The sequence below is a fragment of the Rhizobium giardinii bv. giardinii H152 genome (genome assembly GCF_000379605.1).
GTDB classification, from domain to species: Bacteria; Pseudomonadota; Alphaproteobacteria; order Rhizobiales; family Rhizobiaceae; genus Pararhizobium; species Pararhizobium giardinii.
The window spans coordinates 274,489-289,632 of record NZ_KB902702.1 but is presented as its reverse complement, the minus strand read 5'-3'; the positions used below and the strand labels follow the sequence as shown (position 1 = coordinate 289,632).

Annotated in this window: 15 protein-coding genes; 1 reads left to right on the top strand and 14 read right to left on the bottom strand. The window is 62.2% G+C overall.

All coding sequences use genetic code 11. The features are described 5' to 3' along the window. Window positions 1–9: 9 nt before the first annotated feature. The 11 genes from A3AY_RS0126140 to sdhC form a co-directional block, all read right to left on the bottom strand. Entirely contained in the window at window positions 10–3,006 is a 2,997-nt protein-coding gene (locus A3AY_RS0126140) for a 2-oxoglutarate dehydrogenase E1 component (RefSeq protein ID WP_018328637.1), read from the bottom strand. Window positions 3,007–3,168: 162 nt separating this feature from the next. Further along, window positions 3,169–4,071 carry a succinate--CoA ligase subunit alpha gene (gene sucD, locus A3AY_RS0126135; protein ID WP_018328636.1) on the bottom strand — a complete coding sequence of 301 codons (903 nt, stop codon included), beginning with the start codon at window positions 4,069–4,071 and terminating at the stop codon, window positions 3,169–3,171. An 18-nt stretch (window positions 4,072–4,089) separates the two neighbouring features. Next, on the bottom strand, window positions 4,090–5,283 hold the full coding sequence (gene sucC / locus A3AY_RS0126130) for an ADP-forming succinate--CoA ligase subunit beta (protein WP_018328635.1): 1,194 nt from the start codon (window positions 5,281–5,283) through the stop codon (window positions 4,090–4,092). A 32-nt stretch (window positions 5,284–5,315) separates the two neighbouring features. Further along, complete coding sequence (mdh, locus tag A3AY_RS0126125) at window positions 5,316–6,278, bottom strand: malate dehydrogenase (protein ID WP_018328634.1); 963 nt, start codon at window positions 6,276–6,278, stop codon at window positions 5,316–5,318. A 194-nt stretch (window positions 6,279–6,472) separates the two neighbouring features. After that, window positions 6,473–7,669, bottom strand: coding sequence for a cell division protein ZapE (gene zapE, locus A3AY_RS0126120; RefSeq protein WP_018328633.1), 1,197 nt, complete (start codon window positions 7,667–7,669; stop codon window positions 6,473–6,475). 98 nt (window positions 7,670–7,767) lie between these two features. Further along, complete coding sequence (locus A3AY_RS0126115) at window positions 7,768–8,313, bottom strand: protease inhibitor Inh/omp19 family protein (RefSeq protein WP_026203839.1); 546 nt, start codon at window positions 8,311–8,313, stop codon at window positions 7,768–7,770. A 333-nt stretch (window positions 8,314–8,646) separates the two neighbouring features. Further along, window positions 8,647–9,426, bottom strand: a complete 780-nt coding sequence (locus A3AY_RS0126110) for a succinate dehydrogenase iron-sulfur subunit (RefSeq protein ID WP_018328631.1) — start codon at window positions 9,424–9,426, stop codon at window positions 8,647–8,649. Further along, entirely contained in the window at window positions 9,419–9,883 is a 465-nt protein-coding gene (locus tag A3AY_RS0126105) for a DUF3052 family protein (RefSeq protein ID WP_018328630.1), read from the bottom strand. The genes A3AY_RS0126110 and A3AY_RS0126105 overlap by 8 nt, the downstream gene beginning before the upstream one ends. A gap of 2 nt (window positions 9,884–9,885) precedes the next feature. After that, on the bottom strand, window positions 9,886–11,730 hold the full coding sequence (gene sdhA / locus A3AY_RS0126100; RefSeq protein ID WP_018328629.1) for a succinate dehydrogenase flavoprotein subunit: 1,845 nt from the start codon (window positions 11,728–11,730) through the stop codon (window positions 9,886–9,888). 8 nt (window positions 11,731–11,738) lie between these two features. Continuing rightward, the gene (sdhD, locus tag A3AY_RS0126095; protein ID WP_018328628.1) at window positions 11,739–12,119 is read right to left on the bottom strand and encodes a succinate dehydrogenase, hydrophobic membrane anchor protein; all 381 of its coding nucleotides are present in this window, start codon (window positions 12,117–12,119) and stop codon (window positions 11,739–11,741) included. Between the two features lie 13 nt (window positions 12,120–12,132). Beyond that, on the bottom strand, window positions 12,133–12,525 hold the full coding sequence (gene sdhC / locus A3AY_RS0126090) for a succinate dehydrogenase, cytochrome b556 subunit (protein WP_018328627.1): 393 nt from the start codon (window positions 12,523–12,525) through the stop codon (window positions 12,133–12,135). A 305-nt stretch (window positions 12,526–12,830) separates the two neighbouring features. Between sdhC and A3AY_RS37185 the strand changes: the two genes are divergently transcribed. After that, window positions 12,831–13,541 carry a hypothetical protein gene (locus tag A3AY_RS37185; protein ID WP_018328626.1) on the top strand — a complete coding sequence of 237 codons (711 nt, stop codon included), beginning with the start codon at window positions 12,831–12,833 and terminating at the stop codon, window positions 13,539–13,541. Between the two features lie 23 nt (window positions 13,542–13,564). Here the strand turns inward: A3AY_RS37185 and A3AY_RS0126080 are convergent, their stop codons facing one another. The 3 genes from A3AY_RS0126080 to A3AY_RS0126070 form a co-directional block, all read right to left on the bottom strand. Further along, on the bottom strand, window positions 13,565–14,212 hold the full coding sequence (locus A3AY_RS0126080) for a class I SAM-dependent methyltransferase (RefSeq protein WP_018328625.1): 648 nt from the start codon (window positions 14,210–14,212) through the stop codon (window positions 13,565–13,567). A 174-nt stretch (window positions 14,213–14,386) separates the two neighbouring features. After that, window positions 14,387–14,818 carry an EVE domain-containing protein gene (locus A3AY_RS0126075; RefSeq protein WP_018328624.1) on the bottom strand — a complete coding sequence of 144 codons (432 nt, stop codon included), beginning with the start codon at window positions 14,816–14,818 and terminating at the stop codon, window positions 14,387–14,389. A 2-nt stretch (window positions 14,819–14,820) separates the two neighbouring features. Then, on the bottom strand, window positions 14,821–15,114 hold the full coding sequence (locus A3AY_RS0126070) for a YciI-like protein (RefSeq protein ID WP_018328623.1): 294 nt from the start codon (window positions 15,112–15,114) through the stop codon (window positions 14,821–14,823). Window positions 15,115–15,144: the final 30 nt, after the last annotated feature.

Sequence of the window (15,144 nt, the reverse complement as noted above, 5' to 3'; positions counted from 1 at the left end):
CGCTGCCTCTCAACCGCCGAGCGCGTCTTCTAGGAAGGCGGCGAGCTGGGCGAGGTGCTTGGACATCAGGCCCGTCGCCGGAGAGGCGGCGGCCGGACGACCGGTGTAGCGGACGCGCTGGTACTTCGCATCGATATGGGCAAGCACCCATTCCAGATACGGGTCGATGAACGACCAGGCGCCCATGTTCTTCGGCTCTTCCTGGCACCAGACCATTTCCGCATTGCGGAAGCGCGAGAGCTCATTGATGAGCGCCTTGGCCGGGAACGGATAGAGCTGCTCGACGCGCAGCAGATAGACATCGTCGATGCCGCGCTTCTCGCGCTCTTCCAGCAGGTCATAATAGACCTTGCCGGTGCAGAGAACGACGCGACGGATCTTGGCGTCCTTCTGCAGCTTGATCGGGCCGTCCTTGATGACTTCGGCATCGTCCCAGAGCAGGCGATGGAACGAGCTTTCGCCGGCCATTTCCGACAGCGAAGAGACGGCGCGCTTATGGCGCAGCAGCGACTTCGGCGTCATCATGATTAGCGGCTTGCGGAAGTCGCGCTTCACCTGACGGCGCAGGATGTGGAAGTAGTTCGCCGGTGTCGTGACGTTGGCGACCTGCATGTTGTCTTCGGCGCACATCTGCAGCCAGCGCTCGAGGCGAGCCGAAGAGTGTTCCGGACCCTGGCCTTCATAGCCATGCGGCAGCAGGCAGACGAGACCGGACATGCGCAGCCACTTGCGTTCGCCCGACGAGATGAACTGGTCGAAGACGACCTGTGCGCCGTTGGCGAAGTCACCGAACTGGGCTTCCCACAGCGTCAGCGCATTCGGCCGGGCGAGCGAATAGCCGTATTCGAAACCGAGGACCGCCTCTTCCGAGAGCATCGAGTTGATGACCTCGTAGCGCGCCTGGGTCGGCGACAGATTGGCAAGCGGGATATAGCGTTCCTCGGTCTCCTGGTCGTAGAGGACCGAATGGCGCTGCGAGAAGGTGCCGCGCTCGCAATCCTGGCCCGACAGGCGGATCTTCGTGCCTTCGATGGCAAGCGTGCCGAACGCAAGCGCTTCCGCCATCGCCCAGTCGATGCCTTCGCCGGTCTGGATCATGTTGGCGCGGCTGTCCATGAAGCGCTGGATCGTCTTGTGGACGTTGAAGCCTGCCGGGACCTCCGACAGCTTGCGGCCGACATCCTTCAGCGTCTTCATCGGCACCGAGGTCTTGCCGCGGCGCTGTTCGTCCTGGTTGTCGGCAGCGCGCAGACCCGACCAGACACCGTCCAGCCAGTCGGCCTTGTTCGGCTTGTAGGCCTGTCCCGCCTCGAATTCCTGCTCCAGATGGGCGCGCCAGTCGGCCCGCATCTTCTCAAGCTCGCCTTCGGTGATCAGGCCCTCGGCGATCAGGCGTTCGCCATAGAGCTGGACGACCGTCTTGTGGGCGCGGATGACCTTGTACATCTTCGGCTGCGTGAACGACGGCTCGTCGCCTTCGTTATGGCCGAAGCGGCGATAGCAGAACATGTCGATGACGACTGGCTTGTGGAACTTCATCCGGAATTCGGTGGCGATCTTGGCCGCGTACGTTACCGCTTCCGGATCGTCGCCGTTGACATGGAAGATCGGCGCCTCGATCATCTTGGCCACATCCGACGGATAGGGCGACGAGCGCGAGAAGGCCGGATTGGTGGTGAAGCCGATCTGGTTGTTGATGATGAAGTGCACGGTGCCGGCGACGCGATGGCCGCGCAGGCCGGACAGCCCGAGGATTTCAGCCGTCACGCCCTGGCCGGCGAAGGCGGCATCGCCGTGCAGCAACAGCGGCATGACCTGGGCACGCTCCGACAGGGGAATGATGTCGCCCTCGAAGACCTTCGCCATCTGGTCCTGCTTGGCACGGGCCTTGCCCATGACGACCGGGTTGACGATTTCAAGATGCGACGGGTTCGCCGTCAGCGAGAGGTGGACCTTGTTGCCGTCGAACTCGCGGTCGGAAGAAGCACCCAGATGGTACTTCACGTCGCCCGAACCTTCGACATCGTCAGGTGCTGCAGAACCGCCCTTGAACTCGTGGAACACGGCGCGGTGCGGCTTGCCCATGACGTTGGTGAGCACGTTCAGACGGCCGCGATGGGCCATGCCGAGGATGATTTCCTTGAGGCCGACCTGGCCGCCGCGCTTGATGATCTGCTCCAGCGCCGGGATCAGCGATTCGCCGCCGTCGAGGCCGAAACGCTTGGTGCCCTTGTACCTGACGTCGATGAACTGCTCGAAGCCTTCCGCCTCGATCAGCTTCTGCAGGATCGCCTTCTTGCCTTCCGCGGTGAACTCGACGCCCTTGTCGGGGCCTTCGATGCGCTCCTGGACCCAGCCTTTGATTTCCGGATCGGAGATATGCATGAACTCGACGCCGAGCGTCGAACAATAGGTCCGCTCGAGGATTTCGAGCATCTCGCGGATGGTCGCGTATTCGAGGCCAAGCACGTTGTCGAGGAAGATGCGGCGATCATAGTCGCTCTCTTCGAAGCCGTAGGACTTCGGCGACAGCTCGTTATAGTCCTCGACGGGGGCTGCAATGCCGAGCGGATCGAGCTTGGCGTGCAGATGGCCGCGCATGCGATAGGCGCGGATCATCATGATGGCGCGAACGCTGTCACGGGTCTGCTGGTGGACATCGGCGGCACTCGGCGCAACGCCGGTGACGACAGCCTGTTCCTCGGCCTTGGCCTTTACCTTCTTTTCGATGACCTTCTCGACCGTGCCCCAGTCGCCATCGAGCGCCGAGACCAGTTCGCCATTGGCGACGATCGGCCAGTTCGGCTTTTTCCAGGAGGCGCCCTTGGCCGCCTTGATCACGTCGTCAGGCTGGTCCTGCAGCGCCTTGAAGAACGACTGCCACTCGCCGGAGACCGACGACGGGTCGCTTTCGTAGCGCGCATAAAGCTGCTCGATATAGCTGGCATTCGCTCCGTCGAGGAACGAGGTCAGCAGAAATTGCTCGTTGGCTTCTTGCCTTGCCATGGTGCTTCGCGGACCTGTCCGTCCGCCTCCTGACTTGTTAACTCTTGCCGGCTTTCGGTCCCGGTCGACCTTTCTGGCATCGGCGCCTCAGCGCCGTTGCCTTCTTCCGTCGAGGGGCAGCCGGGCCGGCACCAACCGCCTGCCCGATCACATCGCGCTGTCTCAGCCCTTGAGGACTTCGACCAGCGTCTTGCCGAGGCGCGCCGGCGACGGCGACACGCGGATGCCCGCCTGCTCCATCGCTGCGATCTTGGATTCCGCATCGCCCTTGCCGCCGGAAACCACGGCGCCGGCGTGACCCATCGTGCGGCCCTTCGGTGCCGTGCGGCCCGCGATGAAGCCGGCCATCGGCTTCTTGCGGCCCTTCTTGGCTTCATCGATCAGGAACTGCGCTGCGTCTTCCTCGGCCGAGCCGCCGATTTCGCCGATCATGATGATGGACTTGGTTTCGTCGTCGGCGAGGAACATCTCCAGCACGTCGATGAACTCTGTACCCTTGACCGGATCGCCACCGATGCCGACGGCCGTGGTCTGGCCGAGACCTTCGTTGGAGGTCTGGAACACGGCTTCATAGGTGAGCGTGCCCGAACGGGAAACGATACCGACCGAACCCTTGCGGAAGATCGAGCCCGGCATGATGCCGATCTTGCATTCTTCCGGCGTCAGGATGCCCGGGCAGTTCGGGCCGAGCAGACGGGACTTGGAGCGGTCGAGGCGAGCCTTGACGCGCACCATGTCCATGACCGGAATACCTTCGGTGATGCAGGTGATAAACGGAATCTCGGCTTCGATCGCCTCGATGATCGCGTCCGCGGCGCCCGCCGGCGGAACGTAGATGACGGTCGCGTCGGCGCCGGTCTTTTCCTTGCCTTCGGCAACGGTCGCGAAGATCGGCAGGCTTTCGCCCTTCGATCCGGTCCAGGTTTCGCCACCCTTCTTCGGATGGATGCCGCCGACCATCTGCGTGCCGTAGTAAGCAAGCGCCTGTTCGGTGTGGAATGTACCGGTCTTGCCGGTCAAGCCCTGTACAAGGACCTTGGTGTCTTTATTGACGAGAATGGACATTATTTCCGGTCCTTCAAATTAGCCGTTGATCGCCGCGACGATCTTCTTCGCCGCGTCGTCCAAGTCGTCAGCCGCGGTAATCGCGAGACCGGACTCGTTCAGGATCTTCTTGCCGAGTTCGACGTTGGTGCCTTCGAGGCGCACGACGAGCGGAACCTTGAGGCCGACTTCCTGAACCGCGGCGACAACGCCTTCAGCGATGACGTCGCACTTCATGATGCCGCCGAAGATGTTGACGAGGATGCCCTCGACCTTGGGATCTGCCGTGATGATCTTGAAGGCAGCCGCGACCTTCTCCTTGCCTGCGCCGCCGCCGACGTCGCAGAAGTTGGCGGGCTCCTTGCCATAAAGCTTGATGATGTCCATCGTCGCCATGGCAAGGCCGGCACCGTTGACCATGCAGCCGATGTTGCCGTCGAGAGCCACATAAGCGAGGTCCCATTTGGAAGCCTCGATTTCCTTGGCATCTTCCTCGGTTTCGTCGCGTAGCGCGCGCACGTCGTCGTGGCGGAACAGCGCATTGCCGTCGAACGACATCTTGGCGTCGAGAACGCGCAGATGGTCATTCTTCATGACGATCAGCGGGTTGACCTCGAGCAGCGCCATGTCCTTCTCGTTGAAGGCTTTGTAGAGCAGCGGGAAGAGCGACTTGGCGTCTTCGGCAGCAGTGCCCGAAAGCTCGAGCGCCTTGGAGATGGCGGCAACGTCGGCAGCCGTCACGCCGGCTTCCGGATCGATCGCGATGGTGTGGATCTTCTCAGGCGTGTCGTGGGCGACGGCCTCGATGTCCATGCCGCCCTCGGTCGAAACGACGAAGGCGACGCGGCCGACGGAGCGGTCGACGAGCAGCGAGCAATAGAGTTCGCGAGCAATGTCGGCGCCGTCCTCGATGTAGAGGCGGTTGACCTGCTTGCCGGCTTCGCCGGTCTGCGCGGTCACCAGCGTGTTGCCGAACATCTCCTTGGCATGAGCCTTGGCTTCTTCGATCGAGAAGGCCAGGCGAACACCGCCCTTGGCATCCGGGCCGAGTTCCTTGAACTTGCCCTTGCCGCGGCCACCCGCATGGATCTGGCTCTTGACGACATAGAGCGGGCCGGGAAGCGACTTCGCAGCGGCTTCGGCTTCGTCGGCGGAGAAGATGGCGACACCTTCCGCGACCGGTGCGCCAAAGCTCTTCAGCAGGGCCTTGGCCTGATATTCATGAATGTTCATGGGGATATTTCCTGTTTAAGCCGGCGGGCGAATTACTTCAGGCTGGGCGCAATGGTGATGCAGGCTTCGCAAAGACCGGCAACGGCGGCGACCGACTTTTCGAAGGCGTCCTGCTCGGCCTTGTTGAACTCGACTTCGATGATGCGCTCGACGCCGCCGGCACCGATGATGGTCGGAACGCCGACATACATGTCCTTGACGCCGTACTGGCCGGTGAGGTGGGCGGCGCAGGGCAGAACGCGCTTCTTGTCCTTGAGGAAGGACTCGGCCATTTCGATCGCCGAGGCGGCCGGGGCGTAGTAGGCCGAGCCGGTCTTGAGCAGGCCGACGATTTCGGCGCCGCCGTCACGGGTGCGCTGGATGATTTCTTCCAGCCGCTCCTTGGTGACCCAGCCCATCTTGACGAGATCGGTCAGCGGAATGCCGCCGACGGTCGAGTAGCGGGCGAGCGGCACCATCGTATCGCCATGGCCGCCGAGAACGAAGGCGGTGACGTCCTGGACGGAAACATTGAATTCCTGGCTCAGGAACAGGCGGAAGCGCGAGCTATCGAGCACGCCGGCCATGCCGACGACCATGTTCTTCGGCAGGCCGGAGAACTTCTGCAGCGCCCAGACCATCGCGTCGAGCGGGTTGGTGATGCAGATGACGAAGGCGTTCGGGGCATATTTCTTGATGCCGGCGCCGACCTGTTCCATGACCTTGAGGTTGATGCCGAGCAGGTCGTCGCGGCTCATGCCCGGCTTGCGGGCAACGCCGGCGGTGACGATGCAGACGTCGGCACCTTCGATGGCCGAATAATCGCTGGCGCCGGTCAGATTGGCGTTGAAGCCTTCGACGGGCGAGGACTGGGCGATATCAAGGCCCTTGCCCTGCGGGATGCCGTCAGCGATGTCGAACAGGACGATATCGCCGAGTTCTTTCAGGCCGGCGAGATGCGCCAGCGTGCCACCAATCATTCCAGAACCAATAAGTGCGATCTTGTTGCGCGCCATGAAAGTGCTTCCTTTGCGATCCAAATCTGACAAGGCCTGACGTGGCGCCTGAGACGCGAGCTGGGCAAACCTTTCGGCGCAAGGAATTAACCTTCAAAATCTGAAATATCAACCCATACTTTTGAGTGGAACAATTTCAATCGGTTAGATCATAAAATTCTTACGTAAACGTAAGAATTTTCGTCGCGATATTGTCACGAAGTCACTGTTTCCGCACGATGATTTCGCGCATATTCCTCGCTCTGCATCTCGATCAGGCGCGAGACCGTTCGGTCGAATTCGAAGCCTTCCGTGCCTTTTTTTGCCGTCAGCAGATCGATCGGCGCGGAAGCCGCCGTGGCAAAAATGCGGGCGCCGTGGTCGTAGATCGTATCGACCAGCATGATGAAGCGCTTGGTCTCATTGCGGCGCTCAGGCCCAAGATGGGGGATGTGATCGATGAAGATCGTCCGGTAGTGGGAGAGGATGGCGAGATAATCGGCTGCGCCCAGCGGCCGCTCGCAGAGGTCCGAAAAGGAAAACCGGGCGCACCCGTTGGCCGCCGCCGGAACCTTGATGGTCCGGCCCTTGCGCGCAACCTCGGCAGCCGCGACCGACAGCCCGGCGGTGGCATGGATCCAGGCCCGGTCGAGCGCGGCGTCGGCCTGCGGCCCCAGCGGCGCCAGCCAGACCGGCAGGCCCTCCATCTTCGCCAGGCGATAATCCGTCCCGGCATCCAGCGGCACGATCTCGGTATGGGTCTTCAACAGATCGATGAACGGCAGGAACAACCCGCGATTCAGGCCGTCCATGTAGAGATTGCCCGGCTCGACATTGGACGTGGCGACAAGAACGCAGCCCTTGGCGAAAAGCTCGCTGAACAGCCGCGACAGGATCATCGCATCGGCGATATCGGTGACGGAGAACTCGTCGAAGCAGAGCAGCCGCGCCTCGGCGAAAATCTCCGACGCCACCGGCGGCATCGGATCGGCCTGGCGCGTCTCTCCATTCTTCAGCTTCTGCCGGTGCTTGAAGATCCGCTCGTGCACATCGGCCATGAATTCGTGAAAATGCGCCCGGCGCTTGCGCTGGATCGGCACCGTTTCGAAGAACAGGTCCATCAGCATCGTCTTGCCGCGGCCGACGCCGCCGTAGAGATAAAGCCCCTTGAGCGGCGGATGCTCATGCTTGCGCGAGGCAAACAGCCAGCCGAGCGCATTCGACTTGCGCTGCGCCCGGTTGCCGGCAAGCTCCGTCAGCAGATGATCGAAGCGCCGGGCGATACCGAGCTGGGCCGGATCGCGCCGCACCGCGCTTTCGGCTATCATGGCCTCGAGTTTTCGCGAAATACTGTCTTCGGGATTGGGCACGGGCGTAACCGATTGAAGCATTTCCAGGAAAGGTTCGAACATCCGGAAATGCGTGGAACGAAGAGGTAGAGCGTTTTCGCAACTCAGAAGACGGAAACGCGTACAGACAAAAAAGCCCGGCGTCTTGCCGGGCTTGTTGATTAGCGGCTAAGGCTGACCGGCTGGCCGCTATTGGTCGAGCCGTCGAACCGCGCATCGGCAGTCTTGAACAGACGGGCCAGCGGATTGCCGTTGCGGTCCTTGAGCACGACCTGCTTGCCGGCCACTTCCCAGGAGCCCATCTGCGTCAGTTCGCCGGCGCAACCACGCGTGCCGCCGCGCGAGCCACTGCCGAGATTGGTGAGCGTCAGGAACATGTCGCAGGAACTGCCGCCATTGGCGACGCGCCAGTTGCCGACCATCGATTCCTTGGTCACATCGAGCGCATTAGTGGCCGCCGCGACGTCAGCCCCAGCCGGCTGCACGCCGCCGACCGCCGCAGTGCCGCTGACCGGTGCTGCGGGGAACTGCGAGGTGTCGGTGGTCGCCGGAGCGTCGAGCTGGCCGGAAGACACGGTCGGCACGGGCTGTGCCTGCAACGGGGCTGGTGACGTGCTGTTGCCGCCGAAATCGCTCATGGACGTTCTCTGACATCCAGAAAGCGCCAGCACCACGGCCAGTCCCGCCACCGCATGTATTGTCCGCATATTCCTGCTCCCGATCATCTCTGGCACCGCGTTATCGACTGACATATAGGCGGAATTACCTTAAAACCATCCTTCAATTCAAGAGAACGGCAATTCGTTGACGCCTGTGGCATGATTGAAACGGTCGGTCCGGCTGCGTCGTGAGGTTGTCGGATGCTCTCAAGGCACTATTGCCGCTTGAATTTTCTCGGGCGTGCCCCGAGCATCAGTCACAGAAATCCGGCCAGTCCAAGTCGTTGGGCTGAAAGGCCTCGGGCCCGACAGACGTCGGGTCGCTGGATCCCGGCTGAAGGCCGGGATGACGAAAGAAGGGAAAGTCCCTGCGCGCGACAATCAGACGCGCCGCTCGACCATCATCTTCTTGATTTCGCCGATCGCCTTGGCCGGGTTCAGGCCCTTGGGACAGGTCTGGGCGCAGTTCATGATGGTGTGGCAGCGATAGAGGCGGAAGGGGTCTTCGAGATTGTCGAGGCGCTCGCCCTTGGCCTCGTCTCTGGAGTCGATCAGCCAGCGATAGGCCTGCAAGAGCACGGCCGGGCCGAGATAGCGGTCGCCGTTCCACCAGTAGCTCGGACAGGAAGTCGAGCAGCAGGCACAGAGGATGCATTCGTAGAGGCCGTCGAGCTTCTGGCGGTCCTCGTGGCTCTGCTTCCATTCCTTGGCCGGCGTCGCCGAAACCGTCTTCAGCCAGGGCTCGATCGAGCGGTGCTGGGCGTAGAAGTTGGTGAGATCCGGCACCAGGTCCTTGACGACAGGCAGATGCGGCAGCGGGTAGACCTTTACCGTTCCCTTCACCTCGTCCATGCCCTTGGTGCAGGCGAGCGTATTGGTACCGTCGATGTTCATTGCGCAGGAGCCACAGATGCCTTCGCGGCAGGAGCGGCGCAGCGTCAGCGTCGGGTCGATCTTGTTCTTGATGTAGAGCAGCGCGTCGAGCACCATCGGGCCGCAATCGTCGACATCGATGTAGAAGGTGTCGATCGATGGGTTCTTGCCGTCGTCCGGGCTCCAGCGATAGATGCGCAGCTCGCGGGTGTTCTTGGCACCGGCCGGCTTCGGCCAGACCTTGCCTTCGCTGATCTGCGAGTTCTTGGGGAGAGCGAGTTCAACCATGCGACCTGTCCGTTCTTTCCTTGCGCCGATCCTTGCGGATAACCAGCTTCAGCCCTGACCATGTCTGGTCGACTGCGGCCACCTTGACATCCACCAGATCGAGATCGAGGGCCGCGTTGCGCACGACATCCTCGGTCACGTCCGTCCTAACCTTCGAAGCCTTCTTCGGCCAGGAAACCCAGATCATGCCGTCCGGCCTGATCCGGTTCTGCAGCCCCGAAAGCTCGTTTTCGATCTCCGCCCTCATGATCGTGAAGGCATGGATCGCATCATAAATCCCGTCCGTCGCCCGCATCGCTTCCCAAGAGGGGAACCGGTCGCAGGCGGCGAAATCGACCGAGGCCGCAAGCCCTGCCAGACTGTCCGGCAACGCGACGAAGGCGGCTGCCATTCCGGGCTTGAAACCCAGCTTCTTCGGAAGCGGCGTGCCGGAATATCCCGCGTCCGCCGCCGCCATGATCAGTATACGCGCGCCTTCGGCTCGATCTTGTGCGGATCGATGCCTTCGGCCAGCAATTCGGTGTGGACCGGGCGGTAGTCGAGCTTGACCTCGCCCGCATCATTCACCCAGGAAAGCGTATGCTTGCGCCAGTTGACGTCGTCGCGCCCGGCAAAGGCGCCGCTGGTGTAATCTTCGCGGGCATGCGAGCCGCGGCTTTCCTTGCGGGCTTCGGCGCCATAGACCGTGGTGATGGCGTTGGCCATCAGGTTTTCCAGTTCCAGCGTCTCGACCAGATCGGAGTTCCAGATCATCGAGCGGTCGGTGACCTTGATATCCGGCAGTTCCTTCCAGATCGCGCTCATGCGCCTGCAGCCCGATTCCAGCGATTCCTGCGTGCGGAACACGGCTGCGTCTTCCTGCATGGTGCGCTGCATCTTTTCGCGCAGCACGGCGGTCGGGGTGCCGCCGCTCGCATGGCGCAGCCGGTCGAAGCGCGTCATGATCTTTTCGGAAGCCTTCTCGTTGATGGCCGGGATCGAAGAGGCGCGATCGATCACTTCGCCGGCCCGGATGGCGGCGGCCCGGCCGAAGACCACGAGGTCGATCAGCGAGTTGGAACCCAGGCGGTTGGCGCCGTGCACCGAGGCGCAGCCGGCTTCGCCGACGGCCATCAGGCCGGGGATGATCCGCTCCGGATTGGCGCTGTCGGCGTTCAGCACTTCGCCCCAGTAGTTGGTCGGAATGCCGCCCATATTGTAGTGGACGGTCGGCAGGACCGGGATCGGCTCGCGGGTCACGTCGACGCCGGCAAAGATTTTGGCGCTCTCGGAAATGCCCGGCAGCCGCTCGTGCAGCACGGCCGGATCGAGATGGTCGAGATGCAGGAAGATATGGTCCTTGTTCTTGCCGACGCCGCGGCCCTCGCGGATTTCCAGCGTCATGCAGCGCGAGACGACGTCGCGCGAGGCAAGGTCCTTGGCCGACGGCGCGTAACGCTCCATGAAGCGTTCGCCCTCGGAGTTGACGAGATAACCGCCTTCGCCGCGCGCGCCCTCGGTGATGAGACAGCCGGCGCCGTAGATGCCGGTCGGGTGGAACTGCACGAATTCCATGTCCTGCAGCGGCAGGCCGGCACGCGCGATCATGCCGCCGCCGTCGCCGGTGCAGGTATGGGCCGAGGTCGCCGAGAAATAGGCGCGGCCATAGCCGCCGGTCGCCAGCACCACCATCTTGGCGGCGAAGCGATGGATCGTGCCGTCGTCGAGGTTCCAGGCAACGACGCCGGTGCAGCGGCTGCCGTCATCCGACATGATCAGGTCGAGCGCGAAATATTCGATGAAGAATTCGGCGTTGTGCTTGAGCGACTGGCCGTAGAGCGTGTGCAGGATGGCGTGGCCGGTGCGGTCGGCAGCGGCACAGGTGCGCTGTACCGGCGGGCCCTCGCCGTAGTTCTGCATATGGCCGCCGAACGGACGCTGGTAGATCTTGCCTTCGGCATTGCGCGAGAAGGGCACGCCGTAATGCTCGAGCTCATAGACCGCCTTCGGCGCTTCCATGGCGAGATACTGCATGGCATCGACGTCGCCCAGCCAGTCGGAACCCTTGACGGTGTCGTAGAGGTGCCACTGCCAGCTGTCCGGCGTCATGTTCTGCAGCGAAGCCGCAATGCCGCCCTGCGCTGCGACCGTGTGGGAGCGCGTCGGGAAGACCTTGGTGATGCAGGCCGTCTTGAAGCCCTGCTCGGCCATGCCGAGCGTGGCGCGCAAGCCGGCGCCGCCAGCGCCGACGACGATCACGTCATAGGCGTGGTCGACATATTCATAGGCTCTGCCGTTGATAAGCGGCGACATATTCGGTGCCATTTTTTGAATTACCCTGCAAAAGCGATCTTCAGGACGGCGAAAAGACAGAGCCCGCCAACTGCGATCGCAAAGAACGTATTGAGCATGAGAAGCACGATCTTGGTGCCCTCGCCGTGGACATAATCCTCGATGATGACCTGCATGCCGATCCTCATGTGGGTGAGGCCGGAGACGAGCACCAGCCCGATGATGACCGCGACGAAGGGGTTCGACAGGGCCGCGACGACATCCGCATGCGGCGCGCCGGCATATTTGATGAGGAAGAGGACGAAGAAGATGATCAGCGGCACGTTGGCGACCGCCGTCAGCCGCTGGCGCCAGAAATGATCGGTGCCTTCCTTGGCCGAACCGAGACCGCGAACCTTGCCGAGAGGCGTGCGCATATCCATGGAAATTCTCCTCTCAGCGAACCGCGTAGCCGACGATCCAGATCAGCAGCGTGACTGCAACCGAACCGACCAGGTTGGCAATGGCGAGCTTGGTCGCGAAATGCTTCTCGTAACCGTAGCCGAGATCCCAGATGAAGTGGCGAATGCCGCCGAACAGGTGATGCACCAGCGCCCAGGTATAGCCGAACAGGACAAGCTGGCCGATGATAGTGCCGAAGGCCCACATGACCCAGTCGTAATAGGCCGGGCTGGTGGCGGCAGCGATCAGCCACCAGGCGACGAGAATGGTACCGAAATAGAGCGCGCCGCCAGTAATGCGGTGCACGATCGACATGGCCATGGTCGGAATTAGCTTGTAAATTTGCAAATGCGGCGAGAGCGGCCGGCTTTTGGTGACATTCGTCATCGGAACCCCACGGAACAACCGGACGAACCGCCCAAAAACTGGACTATCTTACTCCGGTATTGCACATGATTGTGCACAATTCAGTCAGCCGACGTTTAATCACCATATTGATTAACGACAAGTGTGTTTGCAGTGCAAAATCATTTTAATCGATTAGACGAAAATAAGGCAGGCTGGCCGAATCGGCAGGGCTGCCGCGTTAACGATAGACCGTGAAAAATCAACGCATTCCCGTGACTTTTGCCGCCCATTGCCGCACATTGCCGTTAAGGATTTGTTAAGCGTTGCGCGGAGGGCTGCACGAAATGCGTCCAATCACCCTGTCGAATGCGACGAAAGTCTTGATCGCGGTCTTGGCTCTGGTCATCTGGTTCACCGATTTTGCCGCAGCGCGCGACCGCTATGACGGAGAGCGGCATTTCGTCCGCCGCCATCACGAACGCCGCGGCGACCGGGACGTGCTGTCCGGCGTCAATGTCGATAGCCGCCTCCTCCGCCGCCATCACGGACGCCGTGGCGACCGGGCAGTGCTGTCCGGCGTCAATGTCGATAGCCGCCTCCTCGGCCGCCATCACGGGCGCCGTGGCGACCGGGCAGTGCTGTCCGGCGTCAATGTCGATAGCCGCTTGCTGCGCCGCCATCGCAACGTGCGTCTTGCCGGCATCAACGCCGACCGCCGCTATTTCGAGCACCGCTACGGTTTCTATCGCCGCCCCGGCCAACGGAGCGTCGTGCGCGAATACCCCGACCAGCGCGTAAACTATTGGCAACCGGCCTACGGTGGCGACGATTTCCCCTCGCAGGCCCTTGGCGGCACATATTTCGGCGGATTGTCGGCATGGAGCGATCCCGGCAACGGCACGTATTTCAACTCCGAAGGCGGCGGCTACGGCTATTTCAACGGCGCTACCGACAGTGATTATCGCGCGCCCCGCGCCAAGATCATCCGCGTGACGCCGTCGACGGCCGGCCGCGCGTGCTCCTGGGAAGCCGGCGTCTGCGTCATCCGCCGCTGACGCCCCGGTCCGCTCCAAGCGCCTTATGCAGTAAATCGCCAGACCGTGGTCTTCTTGACCTCGCTGTCCTCCAGTGCGCGGGTCACCGGCACTTGGTAGGTCGACAGCATCTGCATGCGGTCGCGCGGGCAATAGGCACGGCCGGGATCGCCGACGAGCACGCTAGCCCCGTTCTGCGCAAGCGCGGTGAACCATGGAACCAGCCGGTCGGCAAAAGCCTTGTCGTAGAAGACATCGCCGGCAAGATAGACGTCGGCACTGCGCGCATCGCCGATGATGTCGGCTGCGGCGAAGGCGACCGTGACGCCATTGAGTGCTGAATTCAGCCGGATCGCGGTCTGCGTCCAGGGATCGATGTCGACGGCCAGAACCGACGCCGCACCGGCTTTCATCGCCGCAATCGCCACAAGTCCCGATCCCGAGGCGAAATCGATGACCCGTTTGCCCTTGACCAGCTCCGGATGATCGAGAATATGCCGCGCCAGCCCCTGCCCGCCCGCCCAGGCAAAGGCCCAGAAGGGCGGCGGCAGGCCGATTTCTTCCAGTTCCTCCTCCGTCTTCAGCCAGAGGTCATGCGCTTCGCTGGCCAGATGGAGCCGAATCTCCGGCACGTGCGGCAGCGACATGACATCGGTATTGGCGCGGATAAAGGCTTCGGGATCGGTTTTCACAAAGGGTACGGTTTCCGGTTGGTCGTCGAGGCTTGGTCTCTCATCCGCCCTTCCAGGTAAGCGGGGCGAAGGGACCAGCGGCAAACTCGAGGCAGTCCCGTCCCCGCCTGCGGGGAGGGGGTCAGTGTAAGGGGCCATCATACAGACGCAGGCGATCAATTTGCCACGCACCAATCAGCGCGGCGGATTGTCAAGGCCGCCGAGACGGCAGATCTCGAAATATTCCTCGTCCGTCACCGGCTGCACCGAAAGCCGCATCGAGGTGACGAGCGCCATCTTCTCGAATTTCGGGTTTGCCTTGATCTCCTTCAACGAGACGGGCTTCGGCACGTCGCAGACCGCGCGGATATCGACGCAGTCCCAGCGCGCGTCGCCCGCGGCAGTCGAATCCGGATGCGACAGGGCGCAGACTTCCGTAATGCCGACGATCTCCAGCCCCTCATTGGAGTGATAGAAGAACCCCTTGTCGCCGAGCTGCATCGCCCGCATGTTGTTGCGCGCCAGGTAGTTGCGCACACCGGTCCATTCGGTGCCCTTGTCGCCGGCATCCTTCTGCATTGCCCAAGACCACTTGAACGGCTCGGATTTGTAAAGCCAGTATGCCACGCTCAAGCCTCCGGCTTGTTGAAGACCCAGTTCCAGGGCCTGATGTCGACCTGGGCAAACAGGCCGGCCTTGGCATAGGGGTCTGCGGCGGCGATCGCGCGGGCTTCCTCGATCGTTTCCGCCCTGATCACGACCAGGCTGCCATTCGGCTTGCCGGCATCGTCGAGGAACGGTCCGGCGAAGGCCAGCCCGCCCTTGGCATTGAGCTCGTCGATAAAGGCGATGTGTTCCGGGCGCGTATCCATCCGCAGTTGCAGGGCATTCGGCTTGTCCGTGCACAAAACGGCAAACAGCATGGCGTTCTCCTTGATTGACTGTTCTTGGGA

What these genes read in the sequence shown, in the direction of transcription:
- A3AY_RS0126140 (WP_018328637.1), bottom strand. Translation starts at nt 3,006, where the DNA reads ATGGCAAGGCAAGAAGCCAACGAGCAATTTCTGCTGACCTCGTTCCTC.
- sucD (WP_018328636.1), bottom strand. Translation starts at nt 4,071, where the DNA reads ATGTCCATTCTCGTCAATAAAGACACCAAGGTCCTTGTACAGGGCTTG.
- sucC (WP_018328635.1), bottom strand. Translation starts at nt 5,283, where the DNA reads ATGAACATTCATGAATATCAGGCCAAGGCCCTGCTGAAGAGCTTTGGC.
- mdh (WP_018328634.1), bottom strand. Translation starts at nt 6,278, where the DNA reads ATGGCGCGCAACAAGATCGCACTTATTGGTTCTGGAATGATTGGTGGC.
- zapE (WP_018328633.1), bottom strand. Translation starts at nt 7,669, where the DNA reads ATGTTCGAACCTTTCCTGGAAATGCTTCAATCGGTTACGCCCGTGCCC.
- A3AY_RS0126115 (WP_026203839.1), bottom strand. Translation starts at nt 8,313, where the DNA reads ATGCGGACAATACATGCGGTGGCGGGACTGGCCGTGGTGCTGGCGCTT.
- A3AY_RS0126110 (WP_018328631.1), bottom strand. Translation starts at nt 9,426, where the DNA reads ATGGTTGAACTCGCTCTCCCCAAGAACTCGCAGATCAGCGAAGGCAAG.
- A3AY_RS0126105 (WP_018328630.1), bottom strand. Translation starts at nt 9,883, where the DNA reads ATGGCGGCGGCGGACGCGGGATATTCCGGCACGCCGCTTCCGAAGAAG.
- sdhA (WP_018328629.1), bottom strand. Translation starts at nt 11,730, where the DNA reads ATGGCACCGAATATGTCGCCGCTTATCAACGGCAGAGCCTATGAATAT.
- sdhD (WP_018328628.1), bottom strand. Translation starts at nt 12,119, where the DNA reads ATGGATATGCGCACGCCTCTCGGCAAGGTTCGCGGTCTCGGTTCGGCC.
- sdhC (WP_018328627.1), bottom strand. Translation starts at nt 12,525, where the DNA reads ATGACGAATGTCACCAAAAGCCGGCCGCTCTCGCCGCATTTGCAAATT.
- A3AY_RS37185 (WP_018328626.1), top strand. Translation starts at nt 12,831, where the DNA reads ATGCGTCCAATCACCCTGTCGAATGCGACGAAAGTCTTGATCGCGGTC.
- A3AY_RS0126070 (WP_018328623.1), bottom strand. Translation starts at nt 15,114, where the DNA reads ATGCTGTTTGCCGTTTTGTGCACGGACAAGCCGAATGCCCTGCAACTG.